The 23,170-nt window shown below is 59.4% G+C and carries 20 protein-coding genes and 1 rRNA gene; 18 read left to right on the top strand and 3 right to left on the bottom strand.

Features of this window, described 5'->3' with window-relative positions; genetic code table 11:
* Positions 1–52 precede the first annotated feature (52 nt).
* From rmuC to hemB, 9 genes are all read left to right on the top strand, one after another.
* Positions 53–1,606 (top strand): DNA recombination protein RmuC, encoded by a 1,554-nt coding sequence (gene rmuC / locus KHA73_RS22115; RefSeq protein ID WP_234586747.1) that lies wholly within the window; start codon positions 53–55, stop codon positions 1,604–1,606.
* Positions 1,607–1,685: 79 nt separating this feature from the next.
* A complete protein-coding gene (gene ubiE / locus KHA73_RS22110; protein ID WP_234586745.1) occupies positions 1,686–2,441 on the top strand; it encodes a bifunctional demethylmenaquinone methyltransferase/2-methoxy-6-polyprenyl-1,4-benzoquinol methylase UbiE in 756 nt (251 codons plus the stop codon).
* A 13-nt stretch (positions 2,442–2,454) separates the two neighbouring features.
* Complete coding sequence (ubiJ, locus tag KHA73_RS22105) at positions 2,455–3,063, top strand: ubiquinone biosynthesis protein UbiJ (protein ID WP_234591364.1); 609 nt, start codon at positions 2,455–2,457, stop codon at positions 3,061–3,063.
* Positions 3,060–4,691, top strand: a complete 1,632-nt coding sequence (gene ubiB / locus KHA73_RS22100) for a ubiquinone biosynthesis regulatory protein kinase UbiB (protein ID WP_234586744.1) — start codon at positions 3,060–3,062, stop codon at positions 4,689–4,691. Before ubiJ ends, ubiB begins: the two co-directional genes overlap by 4 nt.
* Positions 4,692–4,771: 80 nt before the next feature.
* On the top strand, positions 4,772–5,035 hold the full coding sequence (gene tatA, locus KHA73_RS22095) for a Sec-independent protein translocase subunit TatA (RefSeq protein ID WP_234586742.1): 264 nt from the start codon (positions 4,772–4,774) through the stop codon (positions 5,033–5,035).
* 3 nt (positions 5,036–5,038) lie between these two features.
* Complete coding sequence (gene tatB, locus KHA73_RS22090; RefSeq protein ID WP_234586740.1) at positions 5,039–5,602, top strand: Sec-independent protein translocase protein TatB; 564 nt, start codon at positions 5,039–5,041, stop codon at positions 5,600–5,602.
* A 3-nt stretch (positions 5,603–5,605) separates the two neighbouring features.
* A complete protein-coding gene (gene tatC, locus KHA73_RS22085; RefSeq protein WP_234586738.1) occupies positions 5,606–6,376 on the top strand; it encodes a Sec-independent protein translocase subunit TatC in 771 nt (256 codons plus the stop codon).
* Positions 6,377–6,430: 54 nt separating this feature from the next.
* Complete coding sequence (gene tatD, locus KHA73_RS22080; RefSeq protein WP_234586736.1) at positions 6,431–7,213, top strand: 3'-5' ssDNA/RNA exonuclease TatD; 783 nt, start codon at positions 6,431–6,433, stop codon at positions 7,211–7,213.
* A 14-nt stretch (positions 7,214–7,227) separates the two neighbouring features.
* Complete coding sequence (gene hemB, locus KHA73_RS22075; RefSeq protein ID WP_234586735.1) at positions 7,228–8,250, top strand: porphobilinogen synthase; 1,023 nt, start codon at positions 7,228–7,230, stop codon at positions 8,248–8,250.
* Positions 8,251–8,290: 40 nt separating this feature from the next.
* Here hemB and rfaH read toward each other — a convergent pair whose 3' ends face one another.
* Positions 8,291–8,779, bottom strand: a complete 489-nt coding sequence (gene rfaH / locus KHA73_RS22070; RefSeq protein ID WP_234586733.1) for a transcription/translation regulatory transformer protein RfaH — start codon at positions 8,777–8,779, stop codon at positions 8,291–8,293.
* Between the two features lie 244 nt (positions 8,780–9,023).
* Here rfaH and pepE point away from each other — a divergent pair, with 244 nt between their 5' ends.
* From pepE to fre, 3 genes are all read left to right on the top strand, one after another.
* Complete coding sequence (pepE, locus tag KHA73_RS22065) at positions 9,024–9,749, top strand: dipeptidase PepE (protein WP_234586731.1); 726 nt, start codon at positions 9,024–9,026, stop codon at positions 9,747–9,749.
* Positions 9,750–9,835: 86 nt separating this feature from the next.
* Positions 9,836–11,332, top strand: coding sequence for a 4-hydroxy-3-polyprenylbenzoate decarboxylase (ubiD, locus tag KHA73_RS22060; RefSeq protein ID WP_234586729.1), 1,497 nt, complete (start codon positions 9,836–9,838; stop codon positions 11,330–11,332).
* A gap of 50 nt (positions 11,333–11,382) precedes the next feature.
* Positions 11,383–12,084 carry an NAD(P)H-flavin reductase gene (gene fre, locus KHA73_RS22055; RefSeq protein WP_234586727.1) on the top strand — a complete coding sequence of 234 codons (702 nt, stop codon included), beginning with the start codon at positions 11,383–11,385 and terminating at the stop codon, positions 12,082–12,084.
* Positions 12,085–12,258: 174 nt separating this feature from the next.
* On the opposite strand, the gene fadA is transcribed toward fre, so the two are convergent.
* On the bottom strand, positions 12,259–13,422 hold the full coding sequence (gene fadA, locus KHA73_RS22050; protein WP_234586725.1) for an acetyl-CoA C-acyltransferase FadA: 1,164 nt from the start codon (positions 13,420–13,422) through the stop codon (positions 12,259–12,261).
* Between the two features lie 10 nt (positions 13,423–13,432).
* Positions 13,433–15,622, bottom strand: a complete 2,190-nt coding sequence (fadB, locus tag KHA73_RS22045; protein ID WP_234586723.1) for a fatty acid oxidation complex subunit alpha FadB — start codon at positions 15,620–15,622, stop codon at positions 13,433–13,435.
* Positions 15,623–15,855: 233 nt separating this feature from the next.
* Here fadB and KHA73_RS22040 point away from each other — a divergent pair, with 233 nt between their 5' ends.
* The 6 genes from KHA73_RS22040 (at position 15,856) to KHA73_RS22015 (ending at position 23,092) form a co-directional block, all read left to right on the top strand.
* Positions 15,856–17,052, top strand: coding sequence for an MFS transporter (locus KHA73_RS22040; protein ID WP_234586722.1), 1,197 nt, complete (start codon positions 15,856–15,858; stop codon positions 17,050–17,052).
* 114 nt (positions 17,053–17,166) lie between these two features.
* Positions 17,167–18,498, top strand: coding sequence for a Xaa-Pro dipeptidase (gene pepQ, locus KHA73_RS22035; protein WP_234586720.1), 1,332 nt, complete (start codon positions 17,167–17,169; stop codon positions 18,496–18,498).
* Positions 18,498–19,112 carry an IMPACT family protein gene (locus KHA73_RS22030; protein ID WP_234586718.1) on the top strand — a complete coding sequence of 205 codons (615 nt, stop codon included), beginning with the start codon at positions 18,498–18,500 and terminating at the stop codon, positions 19,110–19,112. The genes pepQ and KHA73_RS22030 overlap by 1 nt, the downstream gene beginning before the upstream one ends.
* 35 nt (positions 19,113–19,147) lie before the next feature.
* A complete protein-coding gene (gene trkH, locus KHA73_RS22025) occupies positions 19,148–20,599 on the top strand; it encodes a Trk system potassium transporter TrkH (protein ID WP_234586716.1) in 1,452 nt (483 codons plus the stop codon).
* 22 nt (positions 20,600–20,621) lie between these two features.
* Positions 20,622–21,152: a menaquinone-dependent protoporphyrinogen IX dehydrogenase gene (gene hemG, locus KHA73_RS22020; protein WP_234586714.1), complete on the top strand. Its 531-nt coding sequence runs from the start codon at positions 20,622–20,624 to the stop codon at positions 21,150–21,152.
* Positions 21,153–21,550: 398 nt separating this feature from the next.
* Positions 21,551–23,092, top strand: a 16S ribosomal RNA gene (locus KHA73_RS22015).
* The last annotated feature ends 78 nt before the right edge of the window (positions 23,093–23,170 follow it).

Genomic DNA, 23,170 nt, shown 5'->3' with positions numbered 1-23,170 from the left:
CGGGCAACAGGCGCGTGAAACGCCGGAACGGTTAGGGGTAACAGGAGGCAGGGTGGATACCAGTCTGGTTTACGGTATAGGTGGGGTAGTTATCGGCATGCTGCTGGGGTGGCTGATTGCCAGCCTGCGCGCGCAGCAGACCGGTGCGCAGCATGAAACCGAGCTGCGCTTGCTGGAGCAGGCGCTGCAACAGGCGCAGCAGGAGGCGGCTGCCCGGCAGGAAACGCTGCAGCGCCAGGAACAGCAGATGCGCCAGGGCGAGCTGGAGCTGCGCAATTTGCACAGCCAGTTGGCCGCCGCGCACGAAAAGCTGCAGCAGCTGAACCACTGGCGCAACGAGTGCGAGTTGCTCAATCAGGAGCTGCGCGCCCAGCGCGAGGTCAACAGCGCGCAGGAAGCCGAGCTGCGCGAGGTCACCATCCGGCTGGAGGAGACCCGCATGGCGGCGGAAGAGAAACAGCGCCTGCTGATCAACAGCGAACAGCGCCTCACCACTCAGTTCGAGAACCTGGCCAACCGCATATTCGAACACAGCGGGCGCAAGGTGGACGAGCAGAACCAGCAAAGCCTGGATCGCCTGCTGTTGCCGCTGCGCGAACAGCTGGACGGTTTCCGCCGGCAGGTGCAGGACAGCTTTGGCCAGGAAGCGCGCGAACGCCATACGCTGACGCACGAAATACGTAATCTGCAGCAGCTCAATGCGCAGATGGCGCGCGAAGCCATCAACCTGACCAAGGCGCTGAAAGGCGACAACAAAACCCAGGGCAACTGGGGCGAGGTGGTGCTGAGCCGGGTGCTGGAAGCCTCGGGCCTGCGCGAAGGGCACGAGTATGAAACCCAGGTCAACGTGCGGGTGGATCACCAGAGCCGCATGCAGCCAGACGTTATCGTCCGGCTGCCGCAGGGCAAGGACGTCGTGATCGACGCCAAGATGTCCTTGATCGCCTATGAGCGCTATTTCAACGGCGAAGACGAGGCGGAGCGTGAGGCGGCGCTGAACGAGCATATCGCCTCGCTGCGCGGCCATATCCGGCTGCTGGGGCGCAAAGACTACCAGCAGTTGCCCGGCCTGCGTTCGCTGGATTACGTGCTGATGTTCATTCCGGTCGAGCCGGCCTTCCTGCTGGCGATCGACCGCGAGCCAGAATTGATCGGCGAAGCGCTCAAACACAACATTATGCTGGTCAGCCCGACCACGCTGCTGGTGGCGCTGCGCACCATCACCAACCTGTGGCGCTATGAGCACCAGAGCCAAAATGCGCAGCGCATCGCCGACCGGGCGGCGCGATTGTACGACAAGATGCGGCTGTTCGTGGACGACATGTCCGCGCTGGGGCAGAGCCTGGACAAGGCGCAGGGCAGTTATCGCCAGGCAATGAACAAACTGAGCGAAGGCCGTGGTAATCTTATCGGCCAGACCGAGGGCTTCCGCGCGCTGGGGGTTGAGGTGAAGCGGCCGATCAATCCGTTGCTGGCTCAGCAGGCCGGCGCGCAGCAGGACGAAGAAACAGAGGAAACGGCGGGCGACGACGAGAGCGGCGCGCTGCCGCAGGCGGAGCAGGATGACGATCCCGCCGGGGAACCGGGCTTTGTTTCGCACGGCTGAACGCCGCTGCGAGGTGGGGTATTCCGTGGGGTTCTGGTACAATCAACCACACAAAATTGACTGAATAGCAGGCAGGACAATGGCAGATCAACCGCAGGAAACCACCGACTTCGGTTTTCGCACCGTCGCGAGAGACGAAAAACAGGCCATGGTGGCGGACGTTTTTCATTCGGTAGCGGCCAAGTATGACGTGATGAACGACCTGATGTCGTTCGGCATTCACCGCATCTGGAAACGCTTCACCATTGACTGCAGCGGCGTGCGCCGCGGGCAGCGCGTGCTGGATCTGGCCGGCGGCACCGGCGATCTGGCCGCCAAGTTCTCCCGCATGGTCGGCGAGCAGGGGCAGGTGGTGCTGGCGGATATCAACGATTCCATGCTGAAGATGGGGCGCGAAAAGCTGCGCGATCGCGGCATCGTCGGCAACATCAGCTATGTGCAGGCCAACGCCGAAGCATTGCCGTTCCCCGATAACTATTTTGATTGCATCACCATTTCCTTCGGCCTGCGCAACGTGACCGACAAGGACAAGGCGCTGCGTTCGATGTTCCGCGTGCTGAAGCCGGGCGGCCGCCTGTTGGTGCTGGAGTTCTCCAAGCCGCTGCTGGCGCCGCTGAGCAAAGCCTACGACGCCTATTCTTTCCACGTGCTGCCAAAGATAGGCGAGCTGGTGGTGAAAGATCCGGACAGCTACCGCTATCTGGCCGAGTCGATCCGCATGCACCCCGATCAGGAAACCCTGAAGGGCATGATGGGCAACGCAGGCTTTGATAACGTGACCTATTTCAACCTGACCGGCGGCATTGTGGCCCTGCACCGGGGCTTCAAGTTCTGATATGAATATGCCGATGCTGTTTACCCCGCTGTTGACCGGCGCGCTGGAAACCTCGCTGAACAGCCTGTTGTTCCGCGATCGCAGCATGAAAGCCGCCCGGCAACGCCTGGCGGGCAAGGTGCTGCGTATCGAACTGGAAGAGCTGGCCGCGCCGCTGGTGCTGGTATTCAGCGAACTGCGGGTGGACGTGCTGGGGCAGTCTGAAGACAGCGCCGATTGCAAGGTGCGCAGCCGCATCCCGGCGCTGCTCAAGCTGCGCGATCGCCAGCAGCTGCCGGTGCTGATGCGCAGCGGCGAGCTGACGGTGGAAGGCGACATCCAGGTGGTGCAGCAGTTGGTCGGGTTGCTCGATCTGGCGGAGTGGGATCCGGCTGAATGGCTGGCGCCCTACGTTGGCGACATCGCCGCTCAGGGGATTACTCAGGCGCTGGGCAAAGGCGCCGGGCTGTTGAAGGCCGGTTTGCTGCGTCGGCAGCATGATATGGCGGAAACCCTGACCGAAGAGTGGCGCCTGGCGCCGGGGCCGTTGGAAGTGGTGTGGTTCAACGAGGAAGTTGACGCCGTCACCCGCAGCGCGCAAGCGTTGATCGCCCGCATGGACAAGTTGGAGGGCAAGCGATGACCCCTGGCGAACTACGCCGCCTGTATTTTATCGTCCGCGTTTTTCTCAGTTATGGCCTGGATGAACTGATCCCTAAAATGCGTCTGACGCTGCCGCTGCGGTTTGGCCGCCGGCTGCTTTTCTGGATGCCGAACCGCCACAAGGATAAACCCTTGGGCGAGCGCCTGCGGCTGGCGCTGCAGGAGTTGGGCCCGGTGTGGATCAAGTTTGGCCAGATGATGTCGACCCGCCGCGATCTGTTCCCACCGCACATTGCCGATCAGCTGACGCTGCTGCAGGATCGGGTGGCGCCTTTTGACGGCGCCCTGGCGCGCAAGCATATCGAACTGGCGATGGGCGGCCCGCTGGAGACCTGGTTCGACGATTTTGACCAGCAGGCGCTGGCATCCGCCTCCATTGCGCAGGTGCACACCGCCCGGCTGAAAACCACCGGGCAGGAAGTGGTGCTGAAGGTGATTCGGCCGGATATCGGGCCGATCATCAAGGCCGACGTGCGGCTGATGTACCGCCTGGCAGGCTGGGTGCCTATGCTGATGCCGGACGGCCGCCGGCTGCGCCCGCGTGAAGTGGTACGCGAGTACGAGAAGACCCTGCTGGACGAGCTGAATCTGCTGCGCGAGGCGGCCAACGCCATCCAGCTGCGGCGCAATTTTGAAGACAGCCCGATGCTGTACGTGCCGGAAGTTTATTCCGATTACTGCCGCGAAAGCGTGTTGGTGATGGAAAGGATCTACGGTATTCCGGTTTCGGACATCGCCACGCTGGAGCGGCAGGGTACCAACATGAAGCTGTTGGCGGAGCGCGGCGTTCAGGTGTTCTTTACCCAGGTATTCCGCGACAGCTTCTTCCATGCGGACATGCATCCCGGTAATATTTTCGTCAGCTACGAGCACCCTGAAGATCCCTGCTACATCGGCATCGACTGCGGTATCGTCGGCTCGCTGAACAAGGACGACAAACGCTATCTGGCGGAAAACTTCATCGCCTTCTTCAACCGCGATTACCGCAAGGTGGCGGAGCTGCACGTAGATTCCGGCTGGGTGCCGCGCGACACCAACGTGGAAGATTTCGAGTTTGCCATCCGCACCGTTTGCGAGCCGATTTTCGAGAAGCCATTGGCGGAGATTTCGTTCGGCAACGTGCTGTTGAACCTGTTCAATACGGCGCGCCGCTTCAATATGGAAGTGCAGCCGCAACTGGTGTTATTGCAGAAGACCTTGCTGTATGTTGAAGGTCTGGGCCGGCAGCTCTACCCGCAGCTGGATCTGTGGACCACCGCCAAGCCGTTCCTCGAGAGCTGGCTGCGCGATCAGGTCGGCATCCCGGCGGTGATCCGCGCGCTGAAAGAAAAAGCGCCGTTCTGGGCGGAAAAGCTGCCCGAATTGCCGGAATTATTTTACGACAGCCTGCAGCAGCATAAACTGCTGCAACAAAGCGTTGATAAGCTGACTGGCCAGATGCAGGCACAGCGGGTGCGCCAGGGGCAATCGCGCTATTTGTTCGGCGTTGGCGCTACACTGTTAGTAAGCGGCACGCTGCTGTTGCTGGGGCAGGTCGAGGTGTTCCCGGCCTGGATGATGGCCGCCGGCATCGTCTGCTGGGTGATTGGCTGGAAGCGAACCACCTGAATTGACACGAAACTCTGGCAAAGCCTGCCCTATAATACGGCTGGCTTTAAAATACCCTTTTAAAATTAGAGGTAATTGGAATGGGCGGTATTAGTATTACGCAATTGTTGATCATCGCGGTGATCGTGGTGCTGCTGTTCGGTACCAAAAAGCTCCGTACGCTGGGCTCCGATCTCGGTGCATCCATCAAGGGTTTCAAAAAGGCGATCGGCGACGAAACGCCACCGCCGGCCAACACGGCTGAAAAAAGCAGCCTGGACGACGCTGACTTCGCGGCCAAGCCTATTACTGATAAGCAGCCGGAAGTAAAAACGGAAGAGTCGAAGAACAAAGAGCAGGTATAAACCGTGTTTGACATTGGGTTTAGTGAGCTGCTGTTGGTGCTGGTTATCGGCCTGGTGGTCCTTGGGCCGGAACGGTTGCCGGTAGCGGTCAGAACAGTTTCGGGCTGGATCCGCGCGCTGCGTTCGCTGGCGGCTTCGGTCCAGCACGAGCTTTCGCAGGAGCTGAAGCTGCAAGAGCTGCAGGACAGCCTGAAAAAAGCCGAGCAGGCCGGGTTGCAGAATTTGACGCCGGAGCTGAAGGCGTCGATGGATGAGCTGAAAGAAGCGGCGGCGTCGCTGAAGCGCACTTATCAGGGCGAGAAAGACGAGCTGGCGAACACCATCCATAACCCGCTGGTTACCGATCCGGAAGCCATCCACGACGGTGTAACGCCGGCTGAAGCGGCGACCACCGCCACTGCGCCGGCTGCCGCGCCTAAACCGGCGCCGGAAACCCAGCCCACGGCGGCTTTGCCGCAGGCGGACACACCGGCGGCCAACGCGCCGGCTGCTGTCGTTGCCGAAGCGGCTCCTGAACCCGTTGCGGATAAAACCCCCGCGTCTCACCAACCTAGTGGCGATCGTTAAAACATGGCTGTTGAAGATACCCAACCCCTTATCAGTCATCTGATAGAACTGCGTAAGCGGTTGTTAAACTCGATTATCAGCGTGCTGGTGATCTTCCTGGTGCTGGTCTATTTCGCCAACGATATCTATCAATTGGTTTCTGCGCCGCTGATCAAACAGCTGCCCGCCGGGGCGAGCATGATCGCCACCGACGTGGCGTCACCGTTCTTTACGCCAATCAAACTGACCATGATCGTCTCGGTGTTCGTTTCGGCGCCGGTGATCCTGTATCAGGTTTGGTCCTTCATCGCCCCGGCGTTGTATAAACATGAACGCCGGCTGATGATGCCCCTGCTGGTTTCCAGCAGCCTGCTGTTTTATCTCGGCATGGCCTTCGCCTACTTTGTCGTGTTCCCGCTGGCCTTTGGTTTCTTTGCCAAAACTGCGCCGGCAGGGGTGATGATCGCCACCGACATCAATAACTATCTCGATTTCGTCATGGCGCTGTTTATGGCGTTCGGCGTGGCTTTCGAGGTGCCGGTGGCCATTATCCTGCTGTGCTGGAGCGGCGTGACCTCGCCGGAGGATCTGAAGAAAAAGCGGCCTTACGTGCTGGTTGGCGCCTTTGTGGTCGGCATGCTGCTCACGCCGCCGGACGTGTTTTCACAAACCCTGCTGGCGATACCTATGTACCTGTTGTTCGAGGTTGGGGTGTTCTTCGCCCGCTTCTATACCGGTAAACGTCGTCCGCAACCGGAAGAAGAAGACGAGGGTGACGAACCCCCGGCAGCCTAATCTGCGTTTTGTTTCTGAGCCGCCCGTTGGGCGGCTTTTGCTTTGGGAAAAACCATGTTTGATATCGGCGTGAATCTCACCAGCCCGCAGTTTGCCAAAGACCAGCAGCAGGTGGTGGCGCGCGCTCGTGCCGCCGGCGTGACCGGGCTGCTGATCACCGGCACCGATCTGCAGGAGAGCCGCGCGGCCAGTGAGTTGGCTCAGCAGGATGGCGGCTATTGTTGGTCAACCGCCGGCGTGCACCCCCATTATGCCAGCGGCTGGGATGACGAGGCGGCAGGGCAGATTTATGCGCTGGCCGCGCGCCCCGAGGTGGTGGCGATCGGCGAATGCGGGCTGGATTTCAACCGCAACTTCTCTACGCCCGCGCAGCAAGAGGCGGCGTTCAGCGCGCAACTGGCGCTGGCGGCGGAGCTGGCGATGCCGGTTTTCCTGCATTGCCGCGAGGCACACGCACGTTTTGCCGCGCTGCTCGCGCCCTGGTTGGATAAACTGCCCGCGGCCGTGGTGCACTGCTTCACCGGCACCGCCGAAGAATTAAAGAGCTGCCTGTCGCTGGGCCTGTCGATCGGTATTACCGGTTGGGTCTGTGATGAGCGGCGTGGCCTGGAACTGCGCGCCTTGCTGCCGCAGATCCCGGCGGAGCGTTTGTTGCTGGAAACTGACGCCCCCTATCTGTTGCCCCGGGATTTACACCCTAAACCTGCATCTCGCCGCAACGAACCCTGTTTTCTGCCCCATATCCTGCGCCAGGTGGCTGCCTGGCGCCAGGAAGATCCTGAATGGCTGGGGCAAAAAACCGATGAGAACGCCCGCCGGCTATTCCGGCTGGTCTGAGCTAGGAGAAAACTATGAGCTATGCATTTCCGGGCACCTTCCCTGGTCGCCGTATGCGCCGCGTGCGCCGTCATGACTTCAGCCGCCGGCTGGTCGCCGAGAATCAGCTGACGGTCAACGACCTGATTTATCCGGTATTCGTCATGGAAGGCAGCAACCGTCAGGAAGAGGTTTCCTCGATGCCCGGCGTATCGCGCATGTCTATCGATCTGTTGATCAAGGAAGCGGAAGCCATCGCCAAGCTTGGCGTGCCGGTGATCTCCCTGTTCCCGGTTATCGAGCCGGGCCTGAAGTCGCTGCATGCGGAAGAAGCCTACAACCCGGACGGCCTGGTGCAGCGCACGGTGCGTGCGTTGAAAGACGCGGTACCGGAACTGGGTATCCTCACCGACGTGGCGCTCGATCCCTATACCACCCACGGGCAAGACGGGGTGATCGATGAACAAGGTTATGTGATCAACGACGTCACCAAGGATATCCTGGTGCGTCAGGCGCTGTCCCATGCCGAAGCCGGCGCGGAAATCGTGGCGCCAAGCGACATGATGGACGGCCGTATCGGTGCGATCCGCGATCGCCTGGAGCTGCAGGGCCTGGTGAATACCCAAATCATGGCTTACTCCGCCAAATATGCCTCTTGCTACTACGGCCCGTTCCGCGACGCGCTGGGGTCCAGCGGCAACCTGAAGGGCGGCAACAAGAAAACCTACCAGATGGATCCGGCCAACAGCGACGAAGCGTTGCAAGAGATTGCGCAGGATCTGCAGGAAGGGGCGGATATGGTGATGGTGAAACCGGGTATGCCGTATCTGGACGTAGTGCGCCGGGTGAAAGACACCTTTGGGGTACCAACCTTTGCCTATCAGGTGTCCGGCGAATACGCCATGCACATGGCAGCGATTCAAAACGGTTGGCTGCAGGAGCAACCGGCGGTGATGGAATCGCTGATGTGCTTCAAGCGCGCCGGCGCCGACGGCGTGCTGACCTACTTCGCCAAGCGTGTGGCCCAGTGGCTGCATGACGACGCGATGCGGCGTTAATTCGCCGATAAAGAAAGGCGCCCGCGGGCGCCTTTTTGCATTACAGCTTCTGGAACTGCCGGTTGTCCAGGCTTTGGCTGATCTGTTTGTTGATCAGGTTCAGCAGCAACATCGAACGCGCTTCGCCGTCCGGCTCGGTATAGATAGCCTGCAGCCCTTCGAATACGCCGTCGACGATCAGCACGGTATCCCCCGGTTGTGGGGTTTCCGGATCGACGTAAGTTTCGCTGGCGTGAGCCTGCAGCTCTTCGATTACCTTATGCGGGATGGTGGTCGGCAACGAACCGAAGCGCACAAAGTGGCTGACGCCCCGGGTGGCGCTGATGGTGGTGGTGTGAATGCGCTCCGGATCGAACTGCACGAACAGGTAGTTGGGGAACAGGGGTTCGCTGACCGCAAGGCGTTTGCCGCGCACGATTTTTTCCAGCGTGATGATCGGGCTGAGGCAGTTGACTTCCTGCCGCTCCAGATGTTCCTGCGCCCGTAACATCTGGCCGCGTTTGCAATAAAGTAAGTACCAGGATTCCATAATTTCACATGCCTTTCTGTCAGCCGGTAAGCATATCAAAAGCTATTACGGATACATAGTGATGCGGCTTTCAGCTTGTAACTGGGGCTATCTCCATGAATAGTTGGCTATTAGCGGAGGGTCACACACTTATCCGCCCGGCTCGGGTATAACAGGGGGCTAAAAATTTGCTGCCGTCACAGTATGGCAAGGCCCATCGCCGCCGGATGTGACGCTATTCATCGTTTTTGATTGAGGGGGTGAAATGGAGTTATTTCTGTTGAGCAACGGCAAGCTGTCCGGCGAAGCCGAACTGCTGGGATATGCCAAAAGCCAGCTGCTGGCGATGATTGAGCGCCGCGGCGTCAAATCCGCGGTATTTATCCCTTACGCCATGCTCCGCAATGACTACGACCAGCGTGCGCAGGAGCTGGCGCAGACCTTGGGCATTGAGGTCACCAGCATTCACCGCGCGGCCTCTCCGGCGGCGGCGATCGCCGAAGCAGAATGCATTTTGGTTAGCGGCGGCAATACCTGGATGCTGAACCAGGCGCTGCATGAGCAAGGGCTGATTGTGCCGATCCAACGTGCGGTGCGTGAGCGCAGCGTACCCTACGTCGGCTGGAGCGCCGGCTGCAACGTGGCGACGCCGAGCATTCGCACCACCAATGATATGCCGGTGCGTTGCAGCGTGGTGCTCTCGGCGCTGGGGCTGTTCCCGGTGCAGATTAATCCGCACTATATCGACGCCCACATCAGCGGCCACATGGGGGAAACCCGCGACGAGCGCCTGGCGGAGTTCTGTGTGGTCAACCCGAGCGAGTCGGTGGTGGCGTTGCGCGAAGGCAGCCTGCTGCACGTCGAAGGCGATGAGCTGCGTTATTTCAGCGCCAGGCAGCAGGGCTTCAAGGTTTTCCGCCACGGCGAAGAGATCCGCGAATATCAGGATACGCGCGCCCTGGCTTCGCTGGTGCCTTTTATCTGCCGCTGAGGGCCGCCCGTATTGGGCGGCGTTTAACAAAATTGCAGCAACAAGCGTGAAGAGGGCTTATAATGCCCTCCTCACTGGCCGTTATAATGATCAGCATGAAATACCGTGACTTACGCGATTTCCTCTCGTTGCTGGAAAAGAGAGGGGAACTAAAACGCATCAGCCAGCCGATTGATCCTTATCTGGAAATGACAGAAATTGCCGATCGCACCCTGCGTGCGGGCGGCCCGGCGCTGCTGTTCGAAAACCCGAAAGGCTACGACATGCCGGTGCTGTGCAACCTGTTCGGCACCGCCAATCGCGTGGCGATGGGCATGGGGCAGGAAGACGTCAGCGCGCTGCGTGAAGTCGGCAAGCTGCTGGCGTTCCTCAAAGAGCCTGAGCCGCCAAAGGGTTTCCGCGATCTGTTCGACAAGATGCCGAAGTTCAAGCAAGTGCTGAATATGCCGACCAAGGTGCTGGGCTCCGCGCCGTGCCAGGAGCAGGTGTGGCAGGGCGATGACGTCGATCTCAGCCGTATTCCGGTGATGCATTGCTGGCCGGAAGACGCAGCGCCGCTGATCACCTGGGGGCTGACGGTAACCCGCGGGCCGCACAAAGAACGGCAGAACCTGGGCATTTACCGCCAGCAGGTGCTGGGCAAAAATAAAGTGATCATGCGTTGGCTGTCGCATCGCGGCGGCGCGCTGGATTACCAGGAATGGTGCCAGGCGCACCCCGGCGAACGTTTCCCGGTGGCGGTAGCGCTGGGCGCCGATCCCGCCACTATTCTCGGCGCGGTCACGCCGGTGCCGGATACCCTCTCCGAATACGCCTTCGCCGGGCTGCTGCGCGGCAACAAAACCGAAGTGGTCAAATGCCTGTCCAACGATCTGGAAGTGCCCGCCAGCGCGGAGATCGTGCTGGAAGGCTACATCGAGCCGGGGGAAATGGCGCCGGAAGGCCCGTATGGCGATCACACCGGGTATTACAACGAGATCGACAGCTTCCCGGTGTTCACCGTCACCCACATTACCCAGCGTCGCAATGCCATCTATCACTCGACCTATACCGGCCGTCCACCAGACGAACCGGCGATTTTGGGCGTGGCGCTGAACGAAGTGTTTGTGCCGATCCTGCAGAAGCAGTTCCCGGAAATCGTTGATTTCTATCTGCCGCCAGAGGGCTGTTCCTACCGCCTGGCGGTGGTGACCATCAAAAAGCAGTATGCCGGCCACGCCAAGCGGGTGATGATGGGCGTTTGGTCGTTCCTGCGCCAGTTTATGTACACCAAATTTGTTATTGTCTGTGACGACGACGTCAACGCGCGTGACTGGAATGATGTGATCTGGGCGATTACCACCCGAATGGATCCGGCAAGGGATACCGTTTTGGTGGAGAATACGCCGATCGACTATTTGGACTTCGCCTCGCCGGTTTCCGGGCTGGGTTCGAAGATGGGGCTGGACGCCACCAATAAATGGCCGGGTGAAACCGAGCGCGAATGGGGCCGTCCGATTCAGATGGATGAAAAGGTGCGTGCGCGCGTCGACGAAATCTGGGATGAGCTCGCAATCTTCAGTGACAGGGAACCGACGCTCTAACGTCAGGCTCTGTTCTCAGTTTTGCATTGATGACCCGACAGAGGGAACGCATGACAATATTGAGCTGTAAAGTGACCTCGGTAGAGGCCATTACCGATACGGTTTATCGGGTACGTTTGGTGCCAGAAGCACCGTTTTCGTTTAGGGCAGGGCAATACCTGATGGTCGTGATGGATGAGCGCGACAAACGCCCATTCTCGCTGGCATCTACGCCGACGCAGCAGGACTACATCGAGCTGCACATCGGCGCCTCGGAACTGAATCTGTACGCTATGGCGGTGATGGATCGCATTCTGAAAGAGCAGGCGATCACCGTGGATATTCCGCACGGCGACGCCTGGCTGCGCGAAGAGGGCAGCCGCCCGTTGGTACTGATCGCCGGCGGTACCGGCTTCTCCTATGCGCGTTCGATCTTGCTGACCGCGCTGGAGCAGCAGCCGGATCGCGACATCTCCATCTACTGGGGCGGGCGCGAGCTCAAGCACCTGTACGATCTGAGCGAGCTGGAAGCGCTGTCGCTGCAGCACCCGAACCTGAAGGTGATCCCTGTGGTGGAGCAGCCGGAAGACGAATGGCGCGGCCGCAGCGGCACCGTGCTCAGCGCGGTACTGCAGGATTTCGGCACCCTGGCGGAGCACGATATCTACATTGCCGGCCGTTTCGAGATGGCGAAAATCGCCCGCGAACGTTTCTGCGCCGAACGCGGCGCGCAGGAAGCGCATATGTTTGGCGACGCTTTCTCGTTTATCTGACAGGCGAGAGACGCGATAAAAACGGGGCGGCCAGTGGTCGCCCCGTTTTTATTGGCGCACCGGCGAATGGCGGGCATAAAAAAACCCGCCCCTGACAGGCGGGAAGTACGGCAACTAAACTTGTCGGGATGCTGCGGTTTAAAGGGTTACGCAGTCATCCCAAGATAGACACAGCTAAACGCGTTCAAACACGGTGGCGATGCCCTGACCCAGGCCGATGCACATGGTCGCCAGGCCGAACTGCACGTCGCGGCGTTCCATGTTGTTCAGCAAAGTGGTCGAGATGCGCGAACCGGAACAGCCCAACGGGTGGCCAAGCGCGATGGCGCCGCCGTTCAGGTTGATCTTGTCGTCGAGGCTGTCCATCAGCCCTAAATCCTTGATGCAAGGCAGAGCCTGGGCGGCAAAGGCTTCGTTCAGTTCGAACAGATCGATATCCTGCACGCTCAGGCTGGCGCGCTTCAGCGCCAGCTTGCTGGCCGGCACCGGGCCGTAACCCATGATGGAAGGATCGCAGCCGACTACCGCCATCGAACGGATGCGCGCGCGCGCTTTCAGACCCAGCGCTTTTGCACGTGATTCGCTCATCAGCAGCATGGCGGAAGCGCCGTCCGACAGCGCCGAAGAGGTGCCGGCGGTGACGGTGCCGTTGACCGGGTCGAACGCCGGGCGCAGCGCGGCCAGGCTTTCAACGGTAGTTTCCGGGCGGATCACTTCGTCGAAGTCATAACGGGTCAGCACGCCGTCGGCGTCGTGGCCGCTGGTCGGGATGATTTCGTTTTTGAAGTAGCCGGCTAGGGTGGCGGCGTGCGCGCGCTGGTGTGAACGGGCGGCGAACTCATCCTGCATCTGGCGGCTGATGTTGTGCATCTTGGCCAGCATCTCGGCGGTCAGGCCCATCATGCCGGCAGCCTTGGCCACGCTGCGGCTCAGGCCCGGGTGGAAATCCACCCCGTGATTCATCGGCACATGGCCCATATGTTCAACGCCGCCGATCAGGCTCACCTGCGCGTCGCCGACCATAATGGCGCGCGCCGCGTCGTGCAGCGCCTGCATCGAAGAACCGCACAGGCGGTTGACGGTTACCGCCGGCACCCGGTGCGGGATCTCGGCCAGCAGCGCCGCGTTGCGGGCGATGTTGAAGCCCTGCTCCAGCGTTTGCTGCACGCAGCCCCAGTAAATGTCATCAATCTCGGCGGCATCCAGCGCCGGGTTGCGGCTCAGCACCGCGCGCATCAGGTGGGCGGAAAGATCTTCAGCGCGTACCTGGCGGAAGGCGCCGCCTTTGGAGCGGCCCATCGGCGTGCGTACGGCATCAACAATAACTACGTTTTCCATCTTTATGACCTCATGCCGGTTGGCGAGTGGCGACGTCGGACAACGGCGCGGCTACCGGGTAGTAGCTTTCGTTACGTTCGGCTTTGGCGCGCAGGCCGGCCGGCACCTGATACAGGGCGCCAAGGTGCGCGTAACGCTGGGCCAGCTCAACATAGTTGGCGGTGCCGAGCGTATCCAGGTAGCGGAACGCGCCGCCGTGGAACGGCGGGAAGCCGATGCCGTAGACCAGCGCCATATCGGCTTCCGCCGGGCTGGCGATGATGTTTTCTTCCAGGCAACGCACCACTTCGTTGATCATCGGGATCATCATGCGGGCGATGATCTCTTCGTCGCTGATGGTCTGGCGCGGCTGGCTGACTGCGGCCAGCAGCGCGTCGGTCTGCTCGTCGTTGTCTTTGCGCGGCTTGCCTTTGCTGTCCTGGCTGTAGCGGTAGAAGCCCAGCTGGTTCTTCTGGCCGAAGCGTTGGTTGTCGAACATCACGTCAATGGCGTCGCGGTAGTCTTTGCTCATGCGATCCGGGAAACCGGCCGCCATCACCGCCTGCGCGTGGTGCGCGGTATCGATGCCCACCACGTCGAGCAGGTAGGCCGGCCCCATTGGCCAACCGAACTGCTTTTCCATCACTTTGTCGATCTGGCGGAAATCGGCGCCATCGCGCAGCAGCAGGCTGAAGCCGGCGAAGTAAGGGAACAGCACGCGGTTGACGAAGAAGCCCGGGCAGTCGTTCACCACGATAGGCGTCTTGCCCATGCGGCTGGCGTAGGCCACGACCGCAGCGATGGTGCTGTCGCTGGTTTGCTCGCCGCGGATGATTTCCACCAACGGCATGCGGTGCACCGGGTTAAAGAAGTGCATACCGCAGAAGTTCTGCGGGCGTTTCAACGCTTTTGCCAGGTGATTAATCGGAATGGTCGAGGTGTTTGACGCCAGAACGGTATCTTCACCGATCAGATTTTCCACCTCGGACAGCACGGCGGCCTTCACCTTCGGGTTTTCCACCACCGCTTCGACGATCACCTGAGCGCGCTCGATGCCGGCGTAGTCCAGCGTCGGTTGAATGGTCGACAGCACCTGCGCCATTTTCAGGCCGTCCAGCTTGCCGCGTTCCAGCTGCTTGTTGAGCAGCTTGGCGGCTTCGTTCATGCCCAGCGCCAGCGATTTGTCGCTGATGTCTTTCATGATCACCGGCACGCCCTTCAGCGCGGACTGATAGGCGATGCCGCCGCCCATAATGCCGGCGCCCAGCACGGCGGCCTGTTTCGGCGCTTCAGCGTTTTTCGCCAGCTTTTTCGCCTGGCCCTTCACAAACTGATCGTTGAGGAAGATGCCGACCAGCGCGCGCGCTTCGTTGGAGCGGGCCAAAGGCACGAAGCTGGCGGTTTCCAGCTTCAGCGCTTCGTCGCGGCCCAGTTTGGCGGCGGCTTCGATGGTTTTCACCGCGGTCATCGGCGCCGGATAATGTTTGCCGGCGGTTTGCAGCACCATGCCTTTGGCGGTGGTGAAGCTCATCGCCGCTTCTATTGGGCTGAGTTTCAGCGGTTCCAGCTTTGGCTGGCGGGCGGCGCGCCAGTCCAGCTTGCCGTCGATCGCCTGCTGCAGAATTTTCAGCGCGGCGTCGGCCAGCTTTTCCGGTGCGACAATCGCATCCACCAGGCCGACCTTCAGCGCGTCTTTGGCGCTGACGTCTTTACCGGCGGCGATGATCTCCAGCGCGCTGTCGTTGCCCAGCAGGCGCGGCAGACGCACTGAACCGCCAAAGCCCGGCATGATGCCCAGCTTGGTTTCCGGCAGGCCGATGCGCGCGTCAGGGGAGGCGATGCGGAAATCGGTCGCCAGAACGCATTCACAGCCGCCGCCGAGCGCGTAGCCGTTAATCGCCGAAATGGTCGGCACCGGCAAATCTTCCAGCCGATTAAAGACCGAGTTGGCAAAGGCCAGCCATTCCAGCAGTTTTTCAGCCGGGGCGGCAAACAGTGAGAGGAATTCGGTGATATCGGCGCCGACGATAAATGCGGCTTTGCTGGAGCGCAGCAGCAACCCCTTCAGCTCGGTCTGCTTCTCCAGCACGTCGAGCGCTTCGCCCAGGCTGGCGACGGTGCTGGTATCCAGCTTGTTGACCGAGCCCGGTGCGTTGAACACCAGCTCGGCGATGCCGTTGTCGAGCCAGTGCAGTTGTAATGTTTCGCCTTGGTAGAGCATGTGTATCTCCTGAATCAGCGTTTGATCTGGTATGACCAGATGAAGAGGAGTGTGGTTTTTATGTTAACAATATGCAAATAAGAGATTGCGTTTTTGCTGGTCGGATCACATGTCGTAGTGTTAATTTTTTGATTCAAAACGAAGTTATATTTTATGTGCTATCGGCATTTGCCGGAATCAATCGCCCCACCTACACTGGCCCGACGCGCTTCATCACCTACACGGGGTTCAGGATGGCTAAGGCGGCATGTGTTAAGCAGAGTGGCGTATGGAGCATCCCCGCCAGGACGATGACGTTGGCGTGCCTGTTGGTGTTTATGGCGCAGATGGCGACCACGGTGTACCTGCCTTCCTTGCCGACGGTGATGCAAGAGCTGGCGATGAGCCGGCGCGCCACCGAGCTCTCCATTTCCCTCTTCGTGATTGGCGCCGCCGTGCCGGTGCTGTTTTGGGGCGCGGCGGCCGACCGCTTTGGCCGACGCCTGCCTTTGATCCTTTCTTTGACCCTGTTCATCGTTTGCAGCGCGCTGCTGGCCTTTTGCCATAATGGCGCCCAACTGCTGACGTTGCGTGCGTTGCAGGGCGTCGCCGCCGGCGGGGCGGCGATCATCGCGCGCATCATCGTGCGGGACAACTGGAGTGGCGACGAACTGGCGCGGCGGCTGTCGGTGCTGTCGATAGCCTTTATCACCGCGCTGGGCGGCGGACAGTTTATCGGCGGCCTGCTCAGCCAGTATTCGCACTGGCAAATGGGCTTCGTGCTGATGGGCCTGATCGGGCTGGCAATCCTATTGCTGATGACCACGCTGCCGCTGGAGGCCGGGCGTGCTGAGGGGCCGCGTCCGGCAATGGCGGCGACCTATTTCGCCATTCTGCGCCGCCCGGGGTTTTTCTGGCCGGCCTGCGTCGGCGGCCTGGGGTTCGCCGCCACGGTGACGCTGCAGGAAGTGAGCCCATTCGTAATGCAGCAGGGGTTTGGGCTCAATGCTACCGCCTTCGGCGCGCTGGGGCTGGTGATCGGCATTGCCTATTTCAGCGGCGCGATGGCGGTTAACCGCACCGTGGCGCGCTTCGGCGGCAAACGTCTGATGCTGGCGGGCAGTAGTATCGTCGCGCTGGCAACGGCGGCGATCGTGGTGCTGTGGTGGAGTGGCGTGCTGGTGAACCTTTCCGGCATGACGCTGTTTATCGCGCTCTACTGCCTGACGATTTTTGGCCAGGCGGTGCTGTTTCCCAACAGCATGGCGCTGGCCGTCAGCGATGCCAAGGAGTACGGTGCTTACGCGATGGCGCTGTGCGGTTTTCTGCAGCAATGTCTGGCAGGCGTCGCCGCCGCCGGCGCGGTGCTGCTCGAGCATCACGGGCTGTGGTCACTGACGATAGCGCTGCTCGGCCTGTTCGCCTGGCTGATTGTTAAGCTGCGGATGTAACGGCATTTGCATTGAATTGCGAACTGCTCCGCATGCCCAACGCTATGGGGGTTGGTGCGCCGGAGCGCTGTGTTAAGATGATTTTTTTCGTGCTAAGGCTATAAGGGAATTGTGATGGAAACGCTGGCTTCTTTGTATAACGACCACCTGGCAGAGCTACAAAAGCGCGCGCGCGAAGTGCTGGAGCGCAACAAGCTGGATGCGCTGCTGATCCACTCCGGCGAGCTGCAAAAGGTCTTTCTCGACGACCATAGCTATCCGTTCAAAGTGAACGTGAATTTTAAAGCCTGGGTGCCGGTAACGACGGTGCCGAACTGCTGGCTGTGGGTCGACGGCGTTAACAAACCGAAGCTGTGGTTCTATTCACCGATCGATTACTGGCACAGCGTGGAGCCGTTGCCGGACAGTTTCTGGAGCAAATCCTTCGAGATGATGCCGTTGGCCAACGCCGATGATATCGCTCAACAGCTTCCGGCGCAGCGCGAACGCGTGGGCTATATCGGTTATGCGCAGCAGCGTGCCCGCGATCTCGGCATTGCTTCGGAGAACGTCAACCCGAAAGCGGTGCTGAACTACCTCGATTTCCACCGTTCAATCAAGACCGGCTATGAGCTGGCTTGTATGCGCGAGGCACAGAAGACCGCCGTTATGGGCCACCGTGCGGCGCATGAAGCCTTCCTGTCCGGCATGAGCGAGTTCGATATCAACCTGGCTTACCTGACCGCCACCGGCCATCGCGATACCGACGTGCCTTACGGCAACATCGTCGCGCTGAACGAACACGCGGCGGTGCTGCACTACACCCAGCTGGATCACCAGCCGCCGGCCGAGTCGCTGAGCTTCCTGATCGACGCCGGTGCGGAATATAACGGCTATGCCGCCGATTTGACCCGCACCTACGCGGCGCAGAGCGGCAGCGCGTTCGCGCATCTGGTGCAAGATCTCAACGACGAACAGCTGGCGCTGATCGATACCGTCAAAGCCGGCGTACGTTACACCGATTATCACGTGCAGATGCATCAGCGTATCGCCAAGCTGCTCAAGAATCACAAGCTGGTCAATGACATCAGCGAAGAAGCGATGGTTGAACAGGGCATCACCACGCCGTTCCTGCCGCACGGGCTGGGCCATCCTTTGGGCCTGCAGGTGCATGACGCCGCTGGTTTTATGCAGGATGAGCAAGGTACGCATTTGGCGGCGCCGGCCAAATATCCCTTCCTGCGCTGCACCCGGATATTGCAGCCGGGTATGGTGCTGACTATCGAGCCGGGCCTGTACTTTATCGAGTCATTGCTGGCGCCGTGGCGCAGCGGCGAGTTCAGCCGGCACTTTGCCTGGGATCGCATCGATGCGCTGAAGCCTTACGGCGGTATTCGCATTGAGGACAATATCGTGATCCACGAGAAGCGTATCGAGAACATGACGCGCGATCTGAACCTGGCCTGATGCAGCCTTACCCGATACCGGCCGCTTCTATCAGCATCAGCGAAGAAATCAAGAAGAGCCGCTTTATCACCCTGCTGGCGCTGACCAGCGGGGTAGCGGCGGCGAAGGCGTTCATTCAGCAGGTGCGTGATGAGCACCCGGCGGCCCGGCATCATTGCTGGGCGTTCGTCGCCGGGGCACCGGACGATTCGCAGCAGCTGGGGTTCTCCGACGATGGCGAGCCTTCCGGCACCGCGGGCAAACCTATCCTCGCCCAGCTGATGGGCAGCGGCATCGGCGAGATCACCGCTGTGGTGGTGCGTTATTACGGCGGCATCAAGCTGGGTACCGGCGGCCTGGTGAAGGCCTATGGCAGCGGCGTGCAGCAGGCATTAAAACAGTTGCCCGTGGACTACAAGGTGCCGCAGGTCGAATATACTTTGCAGTGCGACTATGCACAGTTGGCGCTGGTGGAGAATCTGTTACAGCAAACTGAAGGCCGGATCCTGCAGGGCGAATATGGCGCTGCCGTCATGCTGCATCTGGCTTTGCCGGCAACCGGCGTTGAGCTGTTTGGGAATAAATTGCGTGATCTCAGTCGCGGTAATTTGCAATTAACCCCTATTTCGCAATAATTCCTCCCAACTGAATTGCTAAGGATCGTGCTGAAATGCATTTTCGCGCCATAACCCGTATCGTTGGTCTGCTGGTCATCCTGTTCTCCGGGACGATGTTTATTCCTGGTTTGGTGGCATTGATATACCGCGATGGGGCGGGGCGGGCGTTCAGCCAGACCTTCTTTGTGGCGGTGACCATAGGGTTGATGCTGTGGTGGCCCAACCGCAAGCAAAAGCATGAGCTGAAGCCGCGTGAAGGTTTTCTGATCGTGGTGCTGTTCTGGACCGTGTTGGGTAGCGTCGGGGCCTTGCCGTTCCTGTTCTCTGAGCGGCCAAACTTGTCGTTGACCGACGCCTTCTTTGAATCATTCTCCGGTCTGACCACGACGGGGGCCACCACGCTGGTGGGGCTGGACTCGCTGCCGAAAGCCATTCTGTTCTACCGCCAGATGCTACAGTGGATGGGCGGGATGGGGATCATCGTGTTGGCGGTAGCGATACTGCCTATCCTCGGGGTCGGCGGCATGCAGCTGTATCGGGCGGAAATGCCCGGCCCGCTGAAAGACAATAAAATGCGTCCGCGCATTGCCGAAACCGCCAAAACCCTGTGGCTGATCTATGTATTGCTGACCGTCGCCTGTGCGCTGGCGCTGTGGGGCGCCGGAATGTCGGTGTTCGATGCCATCGGCCACAGTTTCTCGACCATCGCCATCGGCGGTTTCTCCACGCACGATGCCAGCATCGGCTATTACGCCAGCCCGACCATCAACACCATCATTGCCGTCTTCCTGCTGATCTCCGGCTGTAACTACGGTTTGCATTTCGCATTGCTGAGCGGCCGCAGCCTGAAAGTCTACGGGCGCGATCCTGAATTCCGCATGTTCATCTTCGTGCAGCTGACGCTGGTGGTGGTGTGTACGCTGGTGCTCTGGGGGCACGGCGTCTATAAGAGCGGTATGGAAACGCTCAATCAGGCGTTCTTCCAGGTAGTATCGATGGCGACCACCGCCGGTTTTACCACCGACAGTATTTCCAAGTGGCCGCTGTTCCTGCCGATGTTGCTGCTGTGTTCCGCCTTTATCGGCGGCTGCGCCGGTTCTACCGGCGGCGGCCTGAAGGTTATCCGCATACTGTTACTTTATTTGCAGGGCTCGCGTGAGTTGAAAAGGCTGGTGCACCCGAATGCGGTTTACACCATCAAACTGGGTAACCGGGCGCTGCCGGAACGGATTTTGGAGGCGGTGTGGGGGTTCTTCTCCGCTTATGCGCTGGTGTTTATCGTCAGCATGCTGGCGATTATCGCCACCGGCGTCGACGATTTCTCCGCTTTCGCCGCCGTAACGGCGACGCTGAATAACCTCGGACCGGGGCTGGGCGTGGTGGCAGATAACTTTACCACCATGCCTGCGGCGGCCAAGTGGATCCTGGTGGTGACTATGCTGTTCGGGCGCCTGGAGGTCTTTACGCTGCTGGTCCTGTTCACGCCGACGTTCTGGCGTGAGTGATTCTGATATAAGGAGTAACGCCGTGAAGGCACTGATACTTTACTCAAGCCGCGACGGGCAGACACGTTCCATCGCTTCTTATATAGCAAGCAAACTGCAGGACCGGCGTTGTGACGTTATCGATCTGCTGCAGGCGGAGAACCTGGACCTCGGCCAGTACCAGCTGGTGATGATCGGTGCCTCCATACGCTATGGCCATTTCAACCCGGTATTGGATAAGTTCGTCAAGCGGCATGCCGATCGGTTAAACCACATGCCGAGTGCCTTCTTCGCCGTCAACCTGACAGCGCGCAAACCAGAGAAGCGTTCACCTCAGACCAACGCCTATACCCGCAAGTTTCTGTTGGCCTCACCCTGGCAGCCAAAACTCTGCGCGGTGTTTGCCGGCGCGCTGCGTTATCCGCGTTACCGCTGGTTCGACCGCGTCATGATTCAATTTATTATGCGTATGACCGGAGGCGAGACGGATACCAGTAAGGAAGTTGAGTACACAGATTGGCAGCAGGTCGACCGTTTCGCCCAGGAATTTAGCCAGCTTGCGTACGAAAAGTGACAGAAATGCTGGCTTGAGCAGCGTTTTGACGAAAAAAAACGCGCTTGAAAAGTTTTTTGCATTTAAGGGTTGCGGCCTTCGGAGAACTCCCTATAATGCGCCTCCACTGACCGGGAACAACGACTGACAAGCCGCCGGGTCAGCGAGATAAAGCGAAATAATCGCTTGACTCTCTGGGGTGAGAAGCGTAGTATACGCCACCTCGAGTTAACAAGCGAAAGCGGCTAACTCACTGCTCTTTAACAATTTATCAGACAATCTGTGTGGGCACTCCACAAGACGATATCCAGTACCTTCGGGTACGAAAAAATATCAAGTCTTGAAGAGTGACTAACTGAAGTAAAATTCATGCAGTAACCTTTGAGCATCGCTTCACGAGTTGAAGCAAATCAAGCTTTTAATTGAAGAGTTTGATCATGGCTCAGATTGAACGCTGGCGGCAGGCCTAACACATGCAAGTCGAGCGGTAGCACGGGGGAGCTTGCTCCCTGGGTGACGAGCGGCGGACGGGTGAGTAATGTCTGGGAAACTGCCTGATGGAGGGGGATAACTACTGGAAACGGTAGCTAATACCGCATAACGTCTACGGACCAAAGTGGGGGACCTTCGGGCCTCACGCCATCAGATGTGCCCAGATGGGATTAGCTAGTAGGTGGGGTAATGGCTCACCTAGGCGACGATCCCTAGCTGGTCTGAGAGGATGACCAGCCACACTGGAACTGAGACACGGTCCAGACTCCTACGGGAGGCAGCAGTGGGGAATATTGCACAATGGGCGCAAGCCTGATGCAGCCATGCCGCGTGTGTGAAGAAGGCCTTCGGGTTGTAAAGCACTTTCAGCGAGGAGGAAGGGCGATGTCTTAATACGGCATTGCATTGACGTTACTCGCAGAAGAAGCACCGGCTAACTCCGTGCCAGCAGCCGCGGTAATACGGAGGGTGCAAGCGTTAATCGGAATTACTGGGCGTAAAGCGCACGCAGGCGGTTTGTTAAGTCAGATGTGAAATCCCCGCGCTTAACGTGGGAACTGCATTTGAAACTGGCAAGCTAGAGTCTCGTAGAGGGGGGTAGAATTCCAGGTGTAGCGGTGAAATGCGTAGAGATCTGGAGGAATACCGGTGGCGAAGGCGGCCCCCTGGACGAAGACTGACGCTCAGGTGCGAAAGCGTGGGGAGCAAACAGGATTAGATACCCTGGTAGTCCACGCTGTAAACGATGTCGATTTGGAGGTTGTGCCCTTGAGGCGTGGCTTCCGGAGCTAACGCGTTAAATCGACCGCCTGGGGAGTACGGCCGCAAGGTTAAAACTCAAATGAATTGACGGGGGCCCGCACAAGCGGTGGAGCATGTGGTTTAATTCGATGCAACGCGAAGAACCTTACCTACTCTTGACATCCAGAGAACTTTCCAGAGATGGATTGGTGCCTTCGGGAACTCTGAGACAGGTGCTGCATGGCTGTCGTCAGCTCGTGTTGTGAAATGTTGGGTTAAGTCCCGCAACGAGCGCAACCCTTATCCTTTGTTGCCAGCGATTCGGTCGGGAACTCAAAGGAGACTGCCGGTGATAAACCGGAGGAAGGTGGGGATGACGTCAAGTCATCATGGCCCTTACGAGTAGGGCTACACACGTGCTACAATGGCGTATACAAAGAGAAGCGAACTTGCGAGAGTAAGCGGACCTCATAAAGTACGTCGTAGTCCGGATTGGAGTCTGCAACTCGACTCCATGAAGTCGGAATCGCTAGTAATCGTAGATCAGAATGCTACGGTGAATACGTTCCCGGGCCTTGTACACACCGCCCGTCACACCATGGGAGTGGGTTGCAAAAGAAGTAGGTAGCTTAACCTTCGGGAGGGCGCTTACCACTTTGTGATTCATGACTGGGGTGAAGTCGTAACAAGGTAACCGTAGGGGAACCTGCGGTTGGATCACCTCCTTACCTAATGATATTGATTCGAGTGAAGTGCTCACACAGATTGTCTGATAGAAAGTAACGAGCAAAGCGCTACCTGTTGAT

The sequence above is a fragment of the Serratia entomophila genome (genome assembly GCF_021462285.1).
GTDB classification, from domain to species: Bacteria; Pseudomonadota; Gammaproteobacteria; order Enterobacterales; family Enterobacteriaceae; genus Serratia; species Serratia entomophila.
The sequence above is the reverse complement of the archived record's forward strand: the minus strand, read 5'-3'. Positions and strand labels throughout refer to the sequence as shown.